At 65.3% G+C, this 16,461-nt stretch carries 15 protein-coding genes; 1 reads left to right on the top strand and 14 read right to left on the bottom strand.

Going from position 1 to position 16,461, the window contains the following annotated elements:
* Positions 1-33 precede the first annotated feature (33 nt).
* Positions 34-960, bottom strand: a complete 927-nt coding sequence (locus tag E1956_RS07465) for a histone deacetylase family protein (RefSeq protein WP_134750427.1) — start codon at positions 958-960, stop codon at positions 34-36.
* A gap of 353 nt (positions 961-1,313) precedes the next feature.
* Here E1956_RS07465 and mltB point away from each other — a divergent pair, with 353 nt between their 5' ends.
* On the top strand, positions 1,314-2,504 hold the full coding sequence (gene mltB, locus E1956_RS07460; protein ID WP_134750426.1) for a lytic murein transglycosylase B: 1,191 nt from the start codon (positions 1,314-1,316) through the stop codon (positions 2,502-2,504).
* Between the two features lie 191 nt (positions 2,505-2,695).
* Here the strand turns inward: mltB and cysM are convergent, their stop codons facing one another.
* The 13 genes from cysM to hisC form a co-directional block, all read right to left on the bottom strand.
* Positions 2,696-3,598 (bottom strand): cysteine synthase CysM, encoded by a 903-nt coding sequence (cysM, locus tag E1956_RS07455; RefSeq protein ID WP_134748037.1) that lies wholly within the window; start codon positions 3,596-3,598, stop codon positions 2,696-2,698.
* Positions 3,599-3,916: 318 nt separating this feature from the next.
* Positions 3,917-4,303, bottom strand: a complete 387-nt coding sequence (locus E1956_RS07450) for a ComEA family DNA-binding protein (protein WP_134748036.1) — start codon at positions 4,301-4,303, stop codon at positions 3,917-3,919.
* 78 nt (positions 4,304-4,381) lie between these two features.
* Positions 4,382-5,374, bottom strand: coding sequence for an ADP-glyceromanno-heptose 6-epimerase (gene rfaD, locus E1956_RS07445; protein ID WP_134748035.1), 993 nt, complete (start codon positions 5,372-5,374; stop codon positions 4,382-4,384).
* A gap of 130 nt (positions 5,375-5,504) precedes the next feature.
* Entirely contained in the window at positions 5,505-6,479 is a 975-nt protein-coding gene (gene rfaE1 / locus E1956_RS07440; RefSeq protein WP_232071322.1) for a D-glycero-beta-D-manno-heptose-7-phosphate kinase, read from the bottom strand.
* Positions 6,460-7,875: a UDP-glucose dehydrogenase family protein gene (locus E1956_RS07435; RefSeq protein WP_134748033.1), complete on the bottom strand. Its 1,416-nt coding sequence runs from the start codon at positions 7,873-7,875 to the stop codon at positions 6,460-6,462. The genes rfaE1 and E1956_RS07435 overlap by 20 nt, the downstream gene beginning before the upstream one ends.
* A gap of 144 nt (positions 7,876-8,019) precedes the next feature.
* Entirely contained in the window at positions 8,020-9,195 is a 1,176-nt protein-coding gene (gene lapB, locus E1956_RS07430) for a lipopolysaccharide assembly protein LapB (RefSeq protein WP_134748032.1), read from the bottom strand.
* Positions 9,196-9,300: 105 nt separating this feature from the next.
* Positions 9,301-9,594, bottom strand: a complete 294-nt coding sequence (locus E1956_RS07425; protein ID WP_134748031.1) for a lipopolysaccharide assembly protein LapA domain-containing protein — start codon at positions 9,592-9,594, stop codon at positions 9,301-9,303.
* A 312-nt stretch (positions 9,595-9,906) separates the two neighbouring features.
* Entirely contained in the window at positions 9,907-10,230 is a 324-nt protein-coding gene (locus E1956_RS07420; protein WP_027817382.1) for an integration host factor subunit beta, read from the bottom strand.
* A 25-nt stretch (positions 10,231-10,255) separates the two neighbouring features.
* Positions 10,256-11,986 carry a 30S ribosomal protein S1 gene (rpsA, locus tag E1956_RS07415; protein WP_028215904.1) on the bottom strand — a complete coding sequence of 577 codons (1,731 nt, stop codon included), beginning with the start codon at positions 11,984-11,986 and terminating at the stop codon, positions 10,256-10,258.
* A 157-nt stretch (positions 11,987-12,143) separates the two neighbouring features.
* Positions 12,144-12,866 carry a (d)CMP kinase gene (gene cmk / locus E1956_RS07410; protein ID WP_134748030.1) on the bottom strand — a complete coding sequence of 241 codons (723 nt, stop codon included), beginning with the start codon at positions 12,864-12,866 and terminating at the stop codon, positions 12,144-12,146.
* 28 nt (positions 12,867-12,894) lie between these two features.
* The gene (aroA, locus tag E1956_RS07405; protein ID WP_134748029.1) at positions 12,895-14,199 is read right to left on the bottom strand and encodes a 3-phosphoshikimate 1-carboxyvinyltransferase; all 1,305 of its coding nucleotides are present in this window, start codon (positions 14,197-14,199) and stop codon (positions 12,895-12,897) included.
* A gap of 66 nt (positions 14,200-14,265) precedes the next feature.
* Positions 14,266-15,237: a prephenate dehydrogenase gene (locus E1956_RS07400; RefSeq protein WP_134748028.1), complete on the bottom strand. Its 972-nt coding sequence runs from the start codon at positions 15,235-15,237 to the stop codon at positions 14,266-14,268.
* Positions 15,238-15,268: 31 nt separating this feature from the next.
* On the bottom strand, positions 15,269-16,393 hold the full coding sequence (gene hisC, locus E1956_RS07395; RefSeq protein WP_134748027.1) for a histidinol-phosphate transaminase: 1,125 nt from the start codon (positions 16,391-16,393) through the stop codon (positions 15,269-15,271).
* Between the last annotated feature and the right edge of the window lie 68 nt (positions 16,394-16,461).

The following is a 16,461-nucleotide window of genomic DNA, read 5'->3' as shown; positions in this document are numbered from 1 at the left end:
GATAGCCGCGTACGATCGGCTCGATCGAGTCGATCAGATACCGGCCAGCACGCGCAGATGCGCGACCACGCTGCGCCCGAGCGCCGAGAGGTTATAGCCGCCTTCGAGACAGCTCACGATGCGCCCCTTCGCATGGCGCCGCGCGACCTCGCAAATCTGCTCGGTGATCCACGCGTAGTCGTCCTCGACGAGGCCCAGGTTGCCGAGATCGTCTTCGCGGTGCGCATCGAACCCCGCCGAGACGAACACCATCTCCGGCTTGAACTCGTGCAGACGCGGCAGCCACATGATGTCGATCGCCTCGCGCACTTCCATCCCTTTGGTGTACGCCGGCATCGGCACATTGACCATGTTCGGCGCCTGATTGTCCGCGCCCGAGAACGGATAGAACGGGTGCTGAAAAATGCTGCACATGAGCACGCGCGAATCGCCCGCAAAAGCGGCTTCCGTGCCGTTGCCATGATGGACATCAAAGTCGACGACCGCCACGCGCGAGAGGCCATGCACGTCGAGCGCATGGCGCGCGGCGACCGCGACGTTATTGAAGAAGCAAAAGCCCATCGCGTGCGCCGGCTCGGCGTGGTGGCCGGGCGGGCGCACGCTGCAAAAGGCGTTCTCGTAGCGGCCCGCGATCACGGCGTCGGTCGCGGCGACGGCGGCGCCCGCCGCACGATATGCGGCCTGCAACGTGTGCGGATTCATCGAGGTATCGGGATCGATCGCCGCGTAGCCCTCCTGCGGCGAAATCTCGCGCAACCAGTCGATATGCGCCTGGGTATGCACGCGCAAGAGCGCGGATTCTTCGACGAGCGGCGCGGAGTCGTCGCGCTCGATCAGCGCGTCGATGCGGCTCGCAATGAGCTGGTCTTCGATCGCCTGCAGGCGCGCGGGGCATTCGGGATGCCACTCGCCCATTTCATGCAGCAGGCAGTCGGGGTGCGTGAAAAAGCCGGTCGTCATGTCCAGTACTGGCCGCACCGTGCGCTCGGGCCTGTCTCGAGCGCGCGCTGCGGGTCTCCATCAGATCTTCGTCGGGTGTGCTGCACAGGGTTTTGCAACAGTCGCGCGGGCCGCGTTCGAGCGCGGACAGTCGTCACGTTACCACAGCCCACCCGAGCGGCACCCGCGAGCCCGCGCCCACCGCACGCGCACACCTTTTGGTAGGGGGCGCTCGGGTATACTGCGCCGCATCACGTCCTCTCGTTCCAACCCGCCCGCCTGCCATGACGCAAAAGTCCGCGCACCCGTCCGTTTCACCCGCCTTCAGCCAACCGCGCATCAAGTCTTTCGCGCTCGCGCTTTGCGCCGCGGCAATGCTGTCCGCATGCGCCGAGCAGGCGCAATCGACGAAATCGATGCAACCGGCCCAGGCGAACAAAGCGCCGCAGACGACGCAAGCGGCGCCCGCGCAGCCCACCCAGGTGCCGCCGCAAAGCGCCACGCAAGGCCAGACGTTCGAAGAGGAAATCGTTCCGCAGCGCTACGTGAACAACGCCAATGTCGACGCGTTCATCAACGACATGGTCGCGCGCTACGACTTCAATGCCGACGCGCTGCACGCGCTGTTCTCGACCGTGAGCTATTCGGCCACGGCCGTGAAGCTCGTCACGCCCTCGCCCACGCCGAGCGCGAAGAACTGGCGCGCCTACCAGGCACGTTTTCTCGACCCGGTGCGCATCAACGCGGGGGTGCGCTTCTGGCGCGCGAACCAGGCCACGCTGCAACGTGCCGCCGATGAGTTCGGCGTGCCGCCCGAGGTGATCGTCGGCATCATCGGCGTGGAGACGATTTACGGGCGCTACATGGGCAACTTCCGCGTGCTCGACGCGCTCACCACGCTCGCCTTCGATTATCCGAACACGCCCAATCGCGCCGACCGCATGGCGACGTTCCGCAAGAACCTCGAAGACTATCTGGTGTGGACGCGCGGCTCCGAGATCGATCCGAGCTCGGTGCTCGGCTCGTACACGGGCGCGATCGGCATTCCGCAGTTCCTGCCGAGCAGCATCGTGCAATACGCGGTCGATTACGAGGGCGATCACCATATCGACCTGCGCAATAGCCCGGCCGACGCGATCGGCAGCGTCGCGAACTATCTGAAGCAGAATGGCTGGGAACCGGGCCGCCCTGTAGTGTGGAAGATCGCCGACGATGCGGGCAGCCAGGGCATCGCGCAAGCCGCCGCCGATGGCAAGCCCGAACCGCGCCTGCCGCTCGGGCAACTGCTGCGCTCGGGCCTTGCCCTGAACGAGCCGAATGTGGATCTCGCCGCCGAGGGCGGCACGCCGGTCACGGTCGTCGACCTGCCCACGCCTGGGCGGCCGACGGAGTACATGCTGGGGCTGAAAAACTTCTACGTGCTCACGCGCTACAACCGCAGCTTCTTCTACGCGCTCGCGGTCTACCAGCTTGGCGAACGCGTAAAGGCGCAGATGCTCGCGACGAACGGCGTCGGCTCGAACGGCGGCGCGCAGTCGACGCAGCGGCAGGCACAGCGGCAATAAGTGCCACTGACGAACGACGCCCCTGCGCAAAGCACAACGGGCGGCGCGTCTCACGAGAGACACGCCGCCCGTTTTCAGTTCAGGCGCCGGATTCGGCCCTTACCGTCCGGCCTGGAAGACTCGCCTGGAAGACTCGCCTGGAAAGACGGCCGGAATTCATGCCGGAATTCATGCCGATATTCAGGCCACAATCAGGCCGGAAACACACCCGTCGACAGATAACGGTCGCCACGGTCGCAGACGATGAACACGATCGTCGCATTCTCGACCTGACGCGCGAGACGTATGGCCACCTCGCACGCGCCGCCCGACGAAATCCCCGCGAAGATGCCCTCCACCGATGCGAGCCGGCGCGCCATCGCTTCAGCAGCAGCCTGGCTCACGTTCTCAACACGGTCCACGCGGCTGCGATCGAAGATCTTCGGCATGTAGGCTTCCGGCCACTTGCGGATGCCGGGAATGCGCGAGCCCTCTTCGGGCTGCGCGCCGACGATCTCAATCGCCGGATTCTGCTCTTTCAGATACAGCGACGTGCCCATGATCGTGCCCGTCGTGCCCATCGACGAGACGAAGTGCGTGATGCGTCCTTCGGTCTCGCGCCAGATTTCCGGACCCGTGCCCTCGTAATGCGCCAGCGGATTGTCGGGGTTGGCGAACTGGTCGAGGATGATGCCCTTGCCGTCGCGCTGCATCTGCTCGGCGAGATCGCGCGCGTATTCCATGCCGCCCTTTACGGGCGTGAGCATGATCTCGGCGCCGTAGGCGGCCATGCTCTGGCGACGCTCGACCGACAGGTCCTCGGGCATGATCAGAATCATCTTGTAGCCGCGAATCGCGGCGGCCATGGCCAGCGCGATGCCGGTGTTGCCGCTCGTGGCTTCGATCAGCGTATCGCCCGGCTTGATGCGGCCACGTTCTTCGGCCTTGCGGATCATCGAAAGCGCCGGCCGGTCCTTCACCGAGCCCGCCGGATTATTGCCTTCGAGCTTGGCCAGCACGACGTTGTTGCGGGCGCGAATCTCGTCGTCGGGCAAGCGGACGAGCTGCACGAGCGGCGTGTTGCCAATCGTGTCTTCAATGGTCTTGTATGGCATAAGTAATGGCGGTCGGGCGCCGGTCTGGCGTGATTGGACGATTTTTGGATTCTAAACCACGCGGCCACCCAGCGCTGGCGACCCCTGAAGACTTAAGGGATGTCCGCCAGGGCTCGCTTTGCCGCCCTGCTCCACGCCCAATCCGGAGCCGGCACGCGAGGCCCGCAAAAAGCCCGCGGCCCGGGCCGCGGGTCAACGTCGCCGCAGCGACACCTGAAGGAAACTGGTCCCGCGAATCGCGGGGAGCCGTGCAACCGCTGCTGGCGATCGCCCCAGTCGGTCGCACGGATGTGACACGATACGAAGACGCGGCGAGCACTACTTCTTGACGACCACCGTTGCGCCTTGCGGCTGCGTGGCTCCGGCCTTCGCAGGGGCACTCTTCGCGCCGGCCTGTGCCGCCGCCGCTTGGGTCGACTGCGTCGATTGCGCCGCCTGCGCATTCGCAGGCCCGACCGACAATCCTTCGGCCTGCAAACGTTCGACGGTGTGACCACCGAGGCCCTTCACACGCTTGCCGAGATCGGACGCGTCCTTGAACGGCCCATGTGCCCCGCGCTCGTCGAGTATGGCCTTGGCGCGCGCGGGCCCGATGCCCTTGATGCCGCGCAGCGCGTCCTCGTTGGCCGTGTTGACGTCCACGGCCGCGAACACCTGGCCGAATGCGGCAACGAGCGCTGCCGCGGCGAGCAATTTCTTGATCATGCTGGATCTCCGTTGATGCCCAACGCCGGCGACCATCGCCGGCGAGGAGAGTCCAGTTTAGGGAGACGCGGCCTTCGCTTACACCTGGCCGGACAGCCAACGCACGTAGCGGTCCACACCCTCTTGCACCGTAAGGAACGGCGCATCGTAGCCCGCGGCGCGCAGCTTGCCGAGATCGGCCTGCGTGAAGCACTGGTACTTGCCGCGCAGCGCGTCGGGGAACGCGATGTACTCGATGAGCCCCTGCTGCACCTGCTCTTCGAGCGTGAGCGCGCCCTTGCCTTCCATCACGCGCAGCGTGTTGACCACCGTGCTCGCGATGTCGTTGAACGGCTGGGCACGGCCACTGCCGAGATTGAAGATGCCGGTCTTCTCGGGATGATCGAAGAAGAACAGGTTGACCTTCACGACGTCTTCGACGGAAACGAAGTCGCGCGTCTGCTCGCCCGGCGCATAGCCGTTGTACTCGCCGAACAGCTTCACGCGGCCTTCGGCGCGGAACTGGTTGAAGTTATGGAACGCCACCGAAGCCATGCGGCCTTTATGCGTCTCGCGCGCACCGTACACGTTGAAGTAGCGAAAGCCCGCAATCTGGCTTTGCGCGGTGGGCAGCACGCGGCGGATCACCTGGTCGAACAGGAACTTCGAATAGCCGTAGACATTCAGCGGCGCTTCCACTTCGCGGTCTTCGACGAAACGGCTCGACCCGCCGTAAATCGCGGCCGACGACGCATAGAGAAACTGCGTGCGCTGCGCGAGGCAGGTGTCGAGCACCGCGCGGCTATAGCGGAAGTTGTTGTCCATCATGTAGCGGCCGTCGGTTTCCATGGTGTCCGAACAGGCGCCTTCGTGGAACACCGCGCGCACTTTGCCGAAATCGCCGCGCGCAAAGCGCTCGACGAACTCGGTCTTGTCGAGGTAATCGTCGATCTCGCAATCGACGAGATTCTTGAACTTGTCTGCGCGGGTGAGATTGTCGACGGCGATGATGCGGTCTTCGCCGCGTTCGTTCAGCGCCTTGACGATGTTGCTGCCGATGAAGCCGGCCGCGCCGGTCACAATGAGGGTCATGATAGTTCTGCGGTGAAGAGGTTCACGCGAGGCCGGGAAAACTCTCCGGAAATCCCTGCCTCACCGCGCCCGTCGAGTAGCCACGCTCATTGCGCTCATGGAGTTCAGCAGCGCGGCGACCCGCGGAACGTCATTGAAAGAGTTCGTCGTAGTCGACGGTGGCGGTGCCGAGCTTGCCGACCACGATACCGGCGGCGCGGTTCGCGAGCGCAACGGCCTCGACGAGCGACAGGCCCGCGCCCAGCGAGGCCGCGACGGTCGCGATCACGGTGTCGCCGGCACCCGAGACATCATACACTTCGCGTGCGACGGCCGGCGCGTGCAGCACGCCGTCATTGGAAAAGAGCGTCATACCCTCCTCCGAGCGCGTGAGCAGCAGCGCGTCGAACTGCAATTCGTGGCGCAGCTTCGTCACGCGCGCGAGCAGATCTGCTTCGGACTTCCAGGTGCCCACCACTTCGCGCAGCTCCGCGCGGTTCGGCGTGATGATGCTCGCGCCGCGATAGCGCTCCCAGTCGTCGCCTTTTGGATCGACCAGCACCGATTTACCCGCGGCGCGCGCCTTCGAGATCATCTGCGTGACGTGCGTGAGGCCACCCTTGGCGTAGTCGGACATGAGGATCACGTCATGGGTGGGCAGCAGTGCGTCGAAGCGCGCGAGTCCCGCGAGCAATGCCTCATGCGTCGGCGACTTTTCGAAGTCCACGCGCAGTAGCTGTTGCTGACGCGAGAGCACGCGCAACTTGATCGTGGTGGGCAGCGCGGGATCGCGCTCGAGATACGCGTTCACATGGCTCTCGCCGAGCAGTTCGACGATGCGCTCGCCCGGCTCGTCATGCCCCACCACGCACAGCAGCCCCGCACTCGCGCCGAGCGCCGCCGCGTTGCGCGCGACGTTGGCCGCGCCGCCAAGGCGGTCTTCCTGGCGCTGCACGTGCACCACGGGCACCGGCGCCTCCGGCGAGATACGGTTGACGTCGCCGAACCAGTAGCGGTCGAGCATCACGTCGCCCACCACCAGCACGCGCGAGGCGGCGAACCGCTCGCGCGGGACGACCGTCACCGCGGGTGCGAGCGTCGCGTTCTCAGGCTGCGGGGGTTGCATCGCTTGCTTGCTTGACGAGTTTGACATGAGGCCGTCCAATCGAGTGATAGTCAAAACCGAGCTCCGCCATCGCGTCCGGCTCATAGAGGTTGCGTCCGTCGAAGATGCGCGGCGCCTTCAGCTCCTCTTTCAGATACTCGAAGTCGGGGGCCTTGAATGCCGTCCATTCGGTGACGATCACGAGCGCATCCGCGCCCGCGAGCGTGTCGTCCTGGCTCGCCGCGAAGGAGAGGCGCGCGTGCTGATCCGGCGCGTTGGCGAGATCGAGCGCGAACACGCGCCGCGCTTCGTCGGTGGCCACCGGATCGTAGGCTGAGACCGTCGCGCCACGCGCGAGCAGCTCGGCGATCAGGCGGCGGCTCGGCGCCTCGCGCATGTCGTCGGTGTTCGGCTTGAAGGCGAGACCCCAGACCGCGAAGTGCTTGCCCGTGAGGTCCGCGCCCATCGACTTCACGATCTTGTCGACGAGCACGTCCTTCTGGCCGTGGTTCACGTCCTCGACCGCTTCCAGGATGCGCAGGTGCTGGCCCGACTCGGCGGCCGTGCGGATCAGCGCCTGCACGTCCTTCGGGAAGCAGGAGCCGCCGTAGCCGCAGCCCGCGTAAAGAAAGTGATAGCCGATGCGCGGATCGGAGCCGATCCCGCGGCGCACCGACTCGATGTCGGCGCCCACGCGGTCGGCGAGATTCGCCATCTCGTTCATGAACGAGATGCGCGTTGCGAGCATGGCATTGGCCGCGTACTTCGTGAATTCGGCCGAGCGCACGTCCATGTAGATCGTGCGCTCGTGGTTGCGGTTGAACGGCGCGTAGAGGCGCTTCATCTTTTCGCGCGCGAGCTCCCCGTTCGCATCTTCGTCGATGCCGATGATGATGCGGTCCGGGCGCATGAAGTCGTCGACGGCCGCGCCCTCCTTCAGGAACTCGGGATTCGAGACCACCGAGAAGCGGTGCTGGTTGCTCGCGCCGAGGCCGCGTTTGGCGAGCTCCTCGGCGAGCACGTCCTGCACGCGCTGGGCGGTGCCCACGGGCACCGTCGACTTGTCGACGATCACCTTGAAGCCGTTCATGTACCGGCCGATGCTGCGCGCGGCTTCGAGCACGTACTGCAGGTCCGCCGAGCCGTCTTCGTCGGGCGGCGTGCCCACGGCGATGAACTGGACCTCGCCATGCTCGACGCTCGCAGCGACGTCGGTGGAAAACGTGATGCGGCGCGCCTTGCGGTTGCGCTGGATGAGCTCGAGCAGACCCGGTTCGTGGATCGGCACGCCGCCGCCGTTCAGGATGTCGATCTTGCGCGGATCGACGTCGAGACAGAACACGTCGTGACCGATTTCGGCAAGGCACGCCCCGGTGACGAGGCCGACGTAGCCGGTACCGATAATGGTGATTTTCATACGCGCTCCGGTGACAGATTCGGAAAGGGGTGTTGCATAGGCGCCGCTGCGCACCCGGCAGACGGCGCCCGCTCGCTCAGTGGCGTCGGCGTGTGGCCGCGCAGACGCGCGCGCCATGCGCCTTCAAGTTGGGTGCCTCGCGCATCAGCTCGATGCCGGGATGGGCTCGACGCGGCGCGGCGCATAGGTTTCCCAGCCGCTGCAGCCGGGGCACTGCCAGTAGAACAGGCGCGCCCGGAAGCCACAGTTCTGGCACGTGTAACGTGGCAGATTCTTGGTGCGCTGCTGGATCAGCTTGCGCATGAGCTCGAGCTCGCTGCGGCGCGGCTCTTCGGCGCTGGCCTGCTGCGCTTCGAGCAAACGCGTCATCCCAGCGAGGTTCGGCGACTTCTGCATCTGCGTGCGGGCGAGCGTGTGGGCCGCGTCTGTGCCGCTCAGCTCGGCAACGTATTTATAGGCGACGTCGAGCAGATCGTTCGAGGAATGGCGGTCGACCCATTCGGTGAGCAGTTGCGCCCCCTCCTGCGCGCGATCCAGCGCCTCGTAGCCCTTCATGACCTTCTCGGCCACCAGCGGCAGATAGGCGGGATTCTGCGCCTCGACGCGCTTCCACTGCGCGAGCGCGGCTGGCCAGTCGCCGCTCGCGGCATCCACGTCGCCCCCGAGTATCGTCGCGCGCACGTTCTGCTCATTGGCCTTGAGCGCGAGCGCGAGCTGGCGCCGCGCCTCGTCGGGGCTCTTGCGCTGCAGCGCCTCCTGTGCGAGCTCGCAATGGAACTGCGCGATTTCGAGGTCGAGCGACGGCGCACCCATGGTTTCGAGCAGGCGCGCGGTCTCGATCGAGCGGTTCCAGTCCTTTTCGATCTCGTAGATGGTGAGCAGCGCGCGCTGCGCGCCCTGCGCGTAGTCACCGGACTTGAGCATGCTGAACGTCTCTTCGGCGCGATCGAGCATGCCGGCTTTCAGGAAGTCCTGGCCGAGCTCATAGAGCGCGTGATCGCGCTCGTTCACGGGCAGGTCCGAGCGCGACAACAGGTTCTGGTGCACGCGAATCGCGCGATCGGTCTCGCCGCGGCGGCGAAACAGGTTGCCGAGCGCGAAGTGCAGCTCGACGGTTTCCGGGTCGAGCTTGGCGACCTCGATGAAAGCGTCGATGGCCTTATCGGGCTGCTCGTTGAGCAGGAAGTTCAGGCCGCGGAAATAAGAACGCGGCAGGTTGGCGCTTTCGGACAGCAGCGCCTTCAGGTCGTAGCGCGACGCCACCCAGCCGAGCGCAAACGCGACGGGAATGACGAGCAGCCACCAAAAATCGAGATCCATGCGAGCGATGGTATGAGCGGTAATCGGGCCGCGCGCCGCGGATATCTATAAAGCGCCTGGCAAGCGCCTATGAGACATCTGCGACACACGGCACGGCAATTCGAATCAAATGAGCGGCGGCAGCGGCGGTTCCACGGGCGTCGCCGGCGTTTCCTTCGCGCTGCGCAGATCGCGCTTCAAGCGGCCGTTCTCCATGCGTAGCCGGAACAGGGGCGGCAGCGCCGAGAGCAGCCCGGCCAGCAGCCCGACCACGAAGAACGCGAGGCCGATCAGGATCAACGGAGCCTGCCACGAATAGCCGGCCAGGAAGTGCAGCGTCGCGGGATCCGTATTGCCCAGTGCAAGCACGAGCAGCAGTACGAAAACCAGCACACGGATCACCCAGGCGATCAATCTCATGAAGGATTCTCTTGGCAGTTACAGGAAAGAAGCGCCGGTGCGGGTTGTCTGCCGCACCGCAGCATCGGCCGCGCCGAAGTGTCCCGTATTGTAATGGAACGGCTTGCGAGCCGGCACGTGCGCGAAGCCGCAAGCCGCGCGCGGGCAATATGCGCGCGCAAGGCCGCTCCCGGGGAGGCCGCCACCCACTCAAAACTGTGGACGAAAAAAAAGCGCCGGGTTTCGAAAAACCCTGCGCTTTTTCCGGTCCATGCACTGGCCATCTGGCATTGACCGCCAACGGCTGCAACCGCTGCAAAACCCCTGCGGCGCTTACAGATCGTCGTCCGGCTCGTCTGCCTTCAGCGGCTCGCCCGAATTACGGTCCACGCGCTCGCGCAACTCCTTGCCCGGCTTGAAATGCGGCACGAACTTCTCAGGCACCAGCACCTTTTCACCCGACTTGGGATTGCGTCCCACGCGCGACGGCCGACGATTCAGGCCGAAGCTGCCAAAGCCGCGAATTTCGATGCGATGGCCCTTGGCAAGCGCCTCGGACATCGCATCGAGCATCGTCTTGACCGCGAAATCCGCATCCTTGAGAACCAGTTGCGGAAATCGCGTAGCCAGCTGCGCGACCAATTCAGATTTGGTCATACTTCAGCTTGCCCCCGTTTGAGGCTTACTGGTTCTGGCCGTCGAGCTTGGCCTTGAGCAGCGCGCCGAGGTTGGTCGTGCCGGTAGCAGCCTGACCCGAATCAGCCGACATGCTGCGCAGCGCTTCCTGCGTCTCAGCCGAATCCTTGGCCTTGATCGACAGGTTGATGCCACGCGACTTGCGATCGATGTTGATGATCATCGCGTTGACCTTGTCGCCTTCCTTCAGCACGTTGCGAGCATCTTCCACGCGGTCTTGCGCGATTTCCGAAGCACGCAGGTAGCCTTCGACGTCCGCCGTCAGCGTGATGACCGCACCCTTCGCGTCCACCGACTTCACGACGCCGTCGACCGTTGCGCCCTTGTCGTTGATCGCGACGAAGTTGCTGAACGGGTCGCCTTCGAGCTGCTTGATGCCGAGCGAGATGCGTTCCTTCTCGACGTCGATGCCCAGAACCACGGCTTCGACTTCGTCGCCCTTCTTGTACTTGCGAACGGCTTCTTCGCCCGTTTCCGACCACGACAGGTCCGAAAGGTGGACGAGGCCGTCGATGCCGCCAGGCAGACCGATGAAGACGCCGAAGTCGGTGATCGACTTGATTGCGCCTTGCAGCTTGTCGCCCTTCTTGAAGTTGCGGCTGAAGTCATCCCACGGATTCGGCTTGCACTGCTTCATGCCGAGCGAGATGCGGCGGCGGTCTTCGTCGATCTCGAGGACCATGACTTCGACTTCGTCGCCCAGCTGGACAACCTTCGACGGAGCAACGTTCTTGTTGGTCCAGTCCATTTCCGACACGTGAACCAGGCCTTCGATGCCCGATTCGACTTCGACGAACGCGCCGTAGTCGGTGATGTTCGTGACCTTGCCGAACAGGCGCGTGCCCGACGGGTAACGGCGCGAGATGCCTTCCCACGGATCGTCGCCCAGTTGCTTGATACCGAGCGAAACGCGGTTCTTTTCCTGGTCGAACTTGAGGATCTTCGCGGTGACTTCCTGGCCAACCGAGAGAACTTCGCTCGGGTGACGCACGCGACGCCATGCGATGTCGGTGATGTGCAGCAGGCCGTCGATGCCGCCGAGGTCCACGAACGCGCCGTAGTCGGTGATGTTCTTGACCACGCCGTTGACGATCGCGCCTTCCTTCAGCGTTTCGAGCAGCTTTGCGCGCTCTTCGCCTTGGGTGGCTTCGATCACTGCGCGGCGCGACAGCACGACGTTGTTACGCTTGCGGTCGAGCTTGATGACGCGGAATTCGAGCGTCTTGCCTTCGTACGGCGTCGTGTCCTTGACCGGACGCGTGTCGACGAGCGAACCCGGCAGGAACGCGCGGATGCCGTTGACCATGACGGTCATGCCGCCCTTGACCTTGCCCGTGATCGTGCCGGTCACGAGTTCGTTGTTGTCGAGAGCCTTTTCCAGCGACAGCCACGAAGCGAGACGCTTCGCCTTGTCGCGCGACAGGATGGTGTCGCCGTAGCCGTTTTCCAGCGCGTCGATCGCGACGGAAACGAAATCGCCCGCCTGAACCTCCACTTCGCCCTGGTCGTTCAGGAATTCCTCGATGGGAATATAGGCCTCGGACTTCAGGCCAGCGTTGACGACCACGAAGTTGTGGTCGACGCGCACGACTTCAGCGGAGATGACTTCGCCGGCGCGCATGTCCTGGCGGGTCAGCGACTCTTCGAACAGAGCCGCGAAAGATTCGGTATTGGGGGTGGAGGTTTGCAGGTCGGACATAAAAATCTGGATTTGCATGGTTTTCGCTGCACCTTTGGCCAGTCTTGACCGGTGGTGCGTTGAGGCCGGAACGCTTACGCTCGCGGCACAGATGCAAAAGCCATACGGGGTTAAAGGGTTTAACGAACGCCCCGCTTCCCAGCAGGGCACCAACACTTACAACAACGACTGCTTCTTACTGCGATTTGCCGTGGCCATCGGGATGGCGCACCGGCCGCAGTTCGCTCGACTCCTGATACCACTGCACGACCTGTTCGACCGCCTGGTCGATGGACAGCGCCGAGGTATCCAGCAGCTTCGCATCCGCTGCGGGCTTGAGCGGCGCGGCAGCGCGATTACTGTCGCGCGCGTCGCGTTCACGCAAATCCCGGAGCAAGTCATCCATATTAGCAGAAAAACCTTTTTGGATCAATTGCTTATGCCGGCGGGCCGCGCGGGCCTCCACGCTGGCCGTCAGGAACACCTTCAGGTCGGCGTCCGGGAAGATCACGGTGCCCATGTCGCGGCCGTCCGCGACGAGTCCCGGAAGCTTGCGGAACGCCCGCTGACGGGCCACCAGCGCGGTGCGCACGGAACCATGCGCGGCGATCACGGAGGCCCGGTTGCCCACTTCCTCGGCGCGGATTTCGTTCGAAACGTCAACGCCGTCGAGCTGCGCGAGGCCTTCGCGGAACGTGATGTGGAGATCGTCGATCAGCTTGGCCAGCCCGTCGGCGTCATCGGCCGCAATCGCGTAGCGCACGCTCGCGAGCGCGGCGAGCCGGTACAGCGCGCCGCTGTCGAGCAGGTGAAAGCCGAGATGCGCGGCCACCAGCGTGGCCACCGTGCCCTTGCCGGAGGCGGTCGGGCCGTCGATTGCGATCACGGGCGTCGGATAAAAGGGACGGGTCGGTTTCATGCGGCAAAGGAATTCGGCTGCGGAGGAATCAAGGTTGTGCGAGCGCGAGGAAGCGCTCGAAATAATCGGGGAACGTCTTGCCGACGCACTTCGGGTCGTTAATGCGCACCGGCACGCCGCCGAGGCTCACGAGCGAGAAGCACATGGCCATGCGGTGATCGTCGTAGGTGTCGATCGCGGCGTTAGGCGTGAGTTTCTCGGGCGGACGCACGACCAGGTAGTCGGGGCCCTCTTCCACATCGGCGCCCACTTTTCGCAATTCGGTGGCCATCGCCGCGATGCGGTCCGTCTCCTTCACGCGCCAGCTCGCGATGTTGCGCAGCGTGGTCGCGCCATCGGCGAAGAGCGCCGCCACGGCGATGGTCATCGCCGCATCGGGGATCAGGTTGAAGTCCATGTCGATGGGGTCGAGCTTGCCGTGATCGTTGCCGATGCCGCGCACCTCGATCCAGTCGTCGGCCACCGTCACGTTCGCGCCCATGCGCATGAGCGCGGCCGCGAACTCGACGTCGCCCTGGATGCTCGAGCGGCCCACGCCTTCCACGCGCAGCGGACCGCCGCCGATGGCGCCCGCCGCGAGGAAGTACGAGGCCGACGAGGCATCGCCCTCGACCATGATCTTGCCCGGCGACTGGTAACGCACGCCCGCCGGCACCTCGAAGCGGTGCCAGTCGTGACGCTCGACCTTCACGCCGAAGCGCTCCATCAGCTTGATCGTGATCTCGATGTAGGGCTTCGAGATCAGCTCGCCTTCCACCTCGACGACGCTCACGCCGCCCTGGGCGCGCACGAGCGGCAGCGTCATGAGGAGCGCGGTGAGGAACTGGCTCGACACGTCGCCACGCACGCGGATGGGCGCATCGACCGAGATTTGCGCCGGCCGGATGCGCAGCGGCGGAAAACCCTCGTTCTCCTCGTAGTCGATCTTCGCGCCGATCTGGCGCAGGCCGTCGACGAGGTCGCCGATCGGCCGCTCGTGCATGCGCGGCACGCCATGGATGCGATAGTCGCCGCCATTGACCGCGAGCGCCGCCGTGAGCGGGCGCACCGCCGTGCCTGCGTTGCCGAGGAACAGGTCCGCCTGCTTCGCCGTGAACGCGCCGCGCGTGCCCTGCACGACGCAGGTGTCGCCTTCGCGCTTGAGCTTCACGCCGAGCTTTTCGAGCGCATCGAGCATCACGCGCGTGTCATCGGAGTCGAGCAGGTTCGTGATCGTCGTTTCGCCCTCGGCAAGCGCCGCGAGCAGCAGCACGCGGTTCGAGATGCTCTTCGAGCCAGGCAGGCGGACCGTGCCGGACGCACGGGTGAACGGTCCGAGATCGAGGAATTCCATGAGCGTGTCCTGATAGTTCGATGATGGCGGGCTTCAGGATGATGCGCCGCGCCACATGACTGTTGCCTACTTGCCGGGGGCCGCGTCGGCGGCATCGTTGCCGACGGCTGGGGCAACCCCTGCCGCCGCGCCGCCTGCGCGCTTGCCGCCGCGTTCCTGCCATGCCTCGCGCGCCGCGCGCGAGCGCGCGAACACGGTTTCGAGCGCGTCGCCGTCGCCGGCGTCGATCGCCGCGCGCAGCTTCGCCAGCACCTCAGTGTAGGCGTCGAGCTCGGCCAGCAGCGCCGGGCGGTTCGCGAGGCAGACGTCGCGCCACATTTCGGGGCTCGACGCGGCAATGCGCGTGAAGTCGCGGAAACCGCCCGCGGCGAACGAGAATTTCAATTCGGCGTCGGGCGTGGCCAGAATCTGGTCGACGAGCGCAAACGAGAGCACGTGCGGCAGATGGCTCACCGACGCGAATACGCGGTCGTGCTGAGCGGCCGGCATCTGGCCGATCACGGCGCCCGTGGCGCGCCACATCGCGGCGATGCGCTCGACCGCCTCGGGCGCGTTCTCTTCGAGCGGGCACAGCACGACATTGCGGCCCACGTAGAGGTCAGGCAATGCCGCCTCGACGCCGCTCGATTCGCGGCCCGCGATCGGATGCCCCGGCACGAACTGGCCGATGCGCGCGCCCAGCGCCGCGCGTGCGGCGGCGATCACGTCGCCCTTGGTGCTGCCAGCGTCGGTGACGATGGTCTGCGGTTCGAGATGCGGCGCGATGCGCTCGAGCAGCGCCTGCGTCTGCGCAACAGGCGCCGCGAGCAGCACGAGGTCCGCGCCTTCGAGCGCCGCGGCCAGCGCCGCTTCGTCGTCGAGCGTCGCGGACGCGTCGATCACGCCCAGTTCGAGCGCGCGCGCCACCGAGTGCGCACGGCGGCCCACGCCGATCACCCGACCCATGGCGCCATTACGCTCGCGCAACGCGCGCGCGAGCGACCCGCCGATCAGGCCGACGCCGAAAATCACCAGCTTGTTGAAGGAAAACGCGCTCACACCATCACCGGAAAAAAGAAAAATTGCGCGCTCATGCGGGAGCGAGCGCGCGTTCGAGCGCTGCGAGGAACGCCGCGTTCTCCTCGGGCAGGCCGATGGTCACGCGCAGCCACTGCGGTAAGCCATAGCCGCCGACCGGACGCACGATCACGCCCTGCTTGAGCAATGCGAGATTGACGCGCTCGCCGGCCGCGTCGTCCGCTTTGTCGTCCTTCGCTACGCACACGAGCACGAAATTGCCATCCGACGGCACATATTCGAGGCCCATGCGCTCGAACGCGGCGGTAAGCGTGCGATAGCCTTCTGCATTGAGCGCCGCGCTCTTTTCGAGGAAGGCGGTGTCGCCGAGCGCCGCAATCGCCGCGGCTTGCGCGAGCGTGTTCACATTGAACGGCTGGCGCAGACGGTTGAGCAGATCGGTCAGCTCGGGCTGCGCGATCGCGAAGCCGATGCGCAGACCCGCCAGCCCATACGCCTTCGAGAACGTGCGCGAGACGAGCAGATTCGGATAGCGGCGCACCCACGCGATCGAGTCGTAGCGCTTGTCCGCCGCGAGGTACTCGGTGTAGGCCTCGTCGAGCACCACCGCGACATGGCTCGGCACCTTCGCGATGAATGCCTCGAGCGCGGCGCCGTCGATGAACGTGCCCGTCGGATTGTTCGGATTCGCAACGAAGACGAGGCGCGTGTCGTCGGCAATCGCGGCGAGCATGGCGTCCAGATCGTGGCCGTACTTCACCGCCGGCGTCACGAGATGGCGCGCGCCGAGCCCCTGGGTCGCGAGCGCGTAGACCGCGAACGAATACTGCGAATAGACGATCGACTGGCCGCGCTCGACGAATGCATGCGCCGCCATTTCGAGGATGTCGTTGCTGCCGTTGCCGAGCGTGATCCACTCGGGCGGCACGTCGTAGCGCGCGGCGAGCGCGGCCTTCAACTCGAATGCGTTCGAATCCGGATAGCGGCCCAACTCGCTTGCCGCCTTGGCGATGGCGCGTTGCGCCGACTCGGGCACGCCGAGCGGATTCTCGTTCGACGCGAGCTTCACGATGCGCGCCTCGTCGAGGCCGAACTCGCGGGCGACTTCGGAAATCGGCTTGCCGGCGACATACGGTGCGATGGCGCGCACATAGGAAGGGCCGAATTGCGTGGTCATGCGTGTTTCTCCAGTCCCGGTGAGCGTTCGCACAAAGCACGGACTCACCCCATGCAGGAAACTTGCTG

It is taken from the genome of Paraburkholderia pallida (assembly GCF_004524855.1).
In the GTDB taxonomy this organism is placed as follows: domain Bacteria; phylum Pseudomonadota; class Gammaproteobacteria; order Burkholderiales; family Burkholderiaceae; genus Paraburkholderia; species Paraburkholderia oxyphila.
This window is presented reverse-complemented; position numbering and strand designations above follow the sequence as displayed.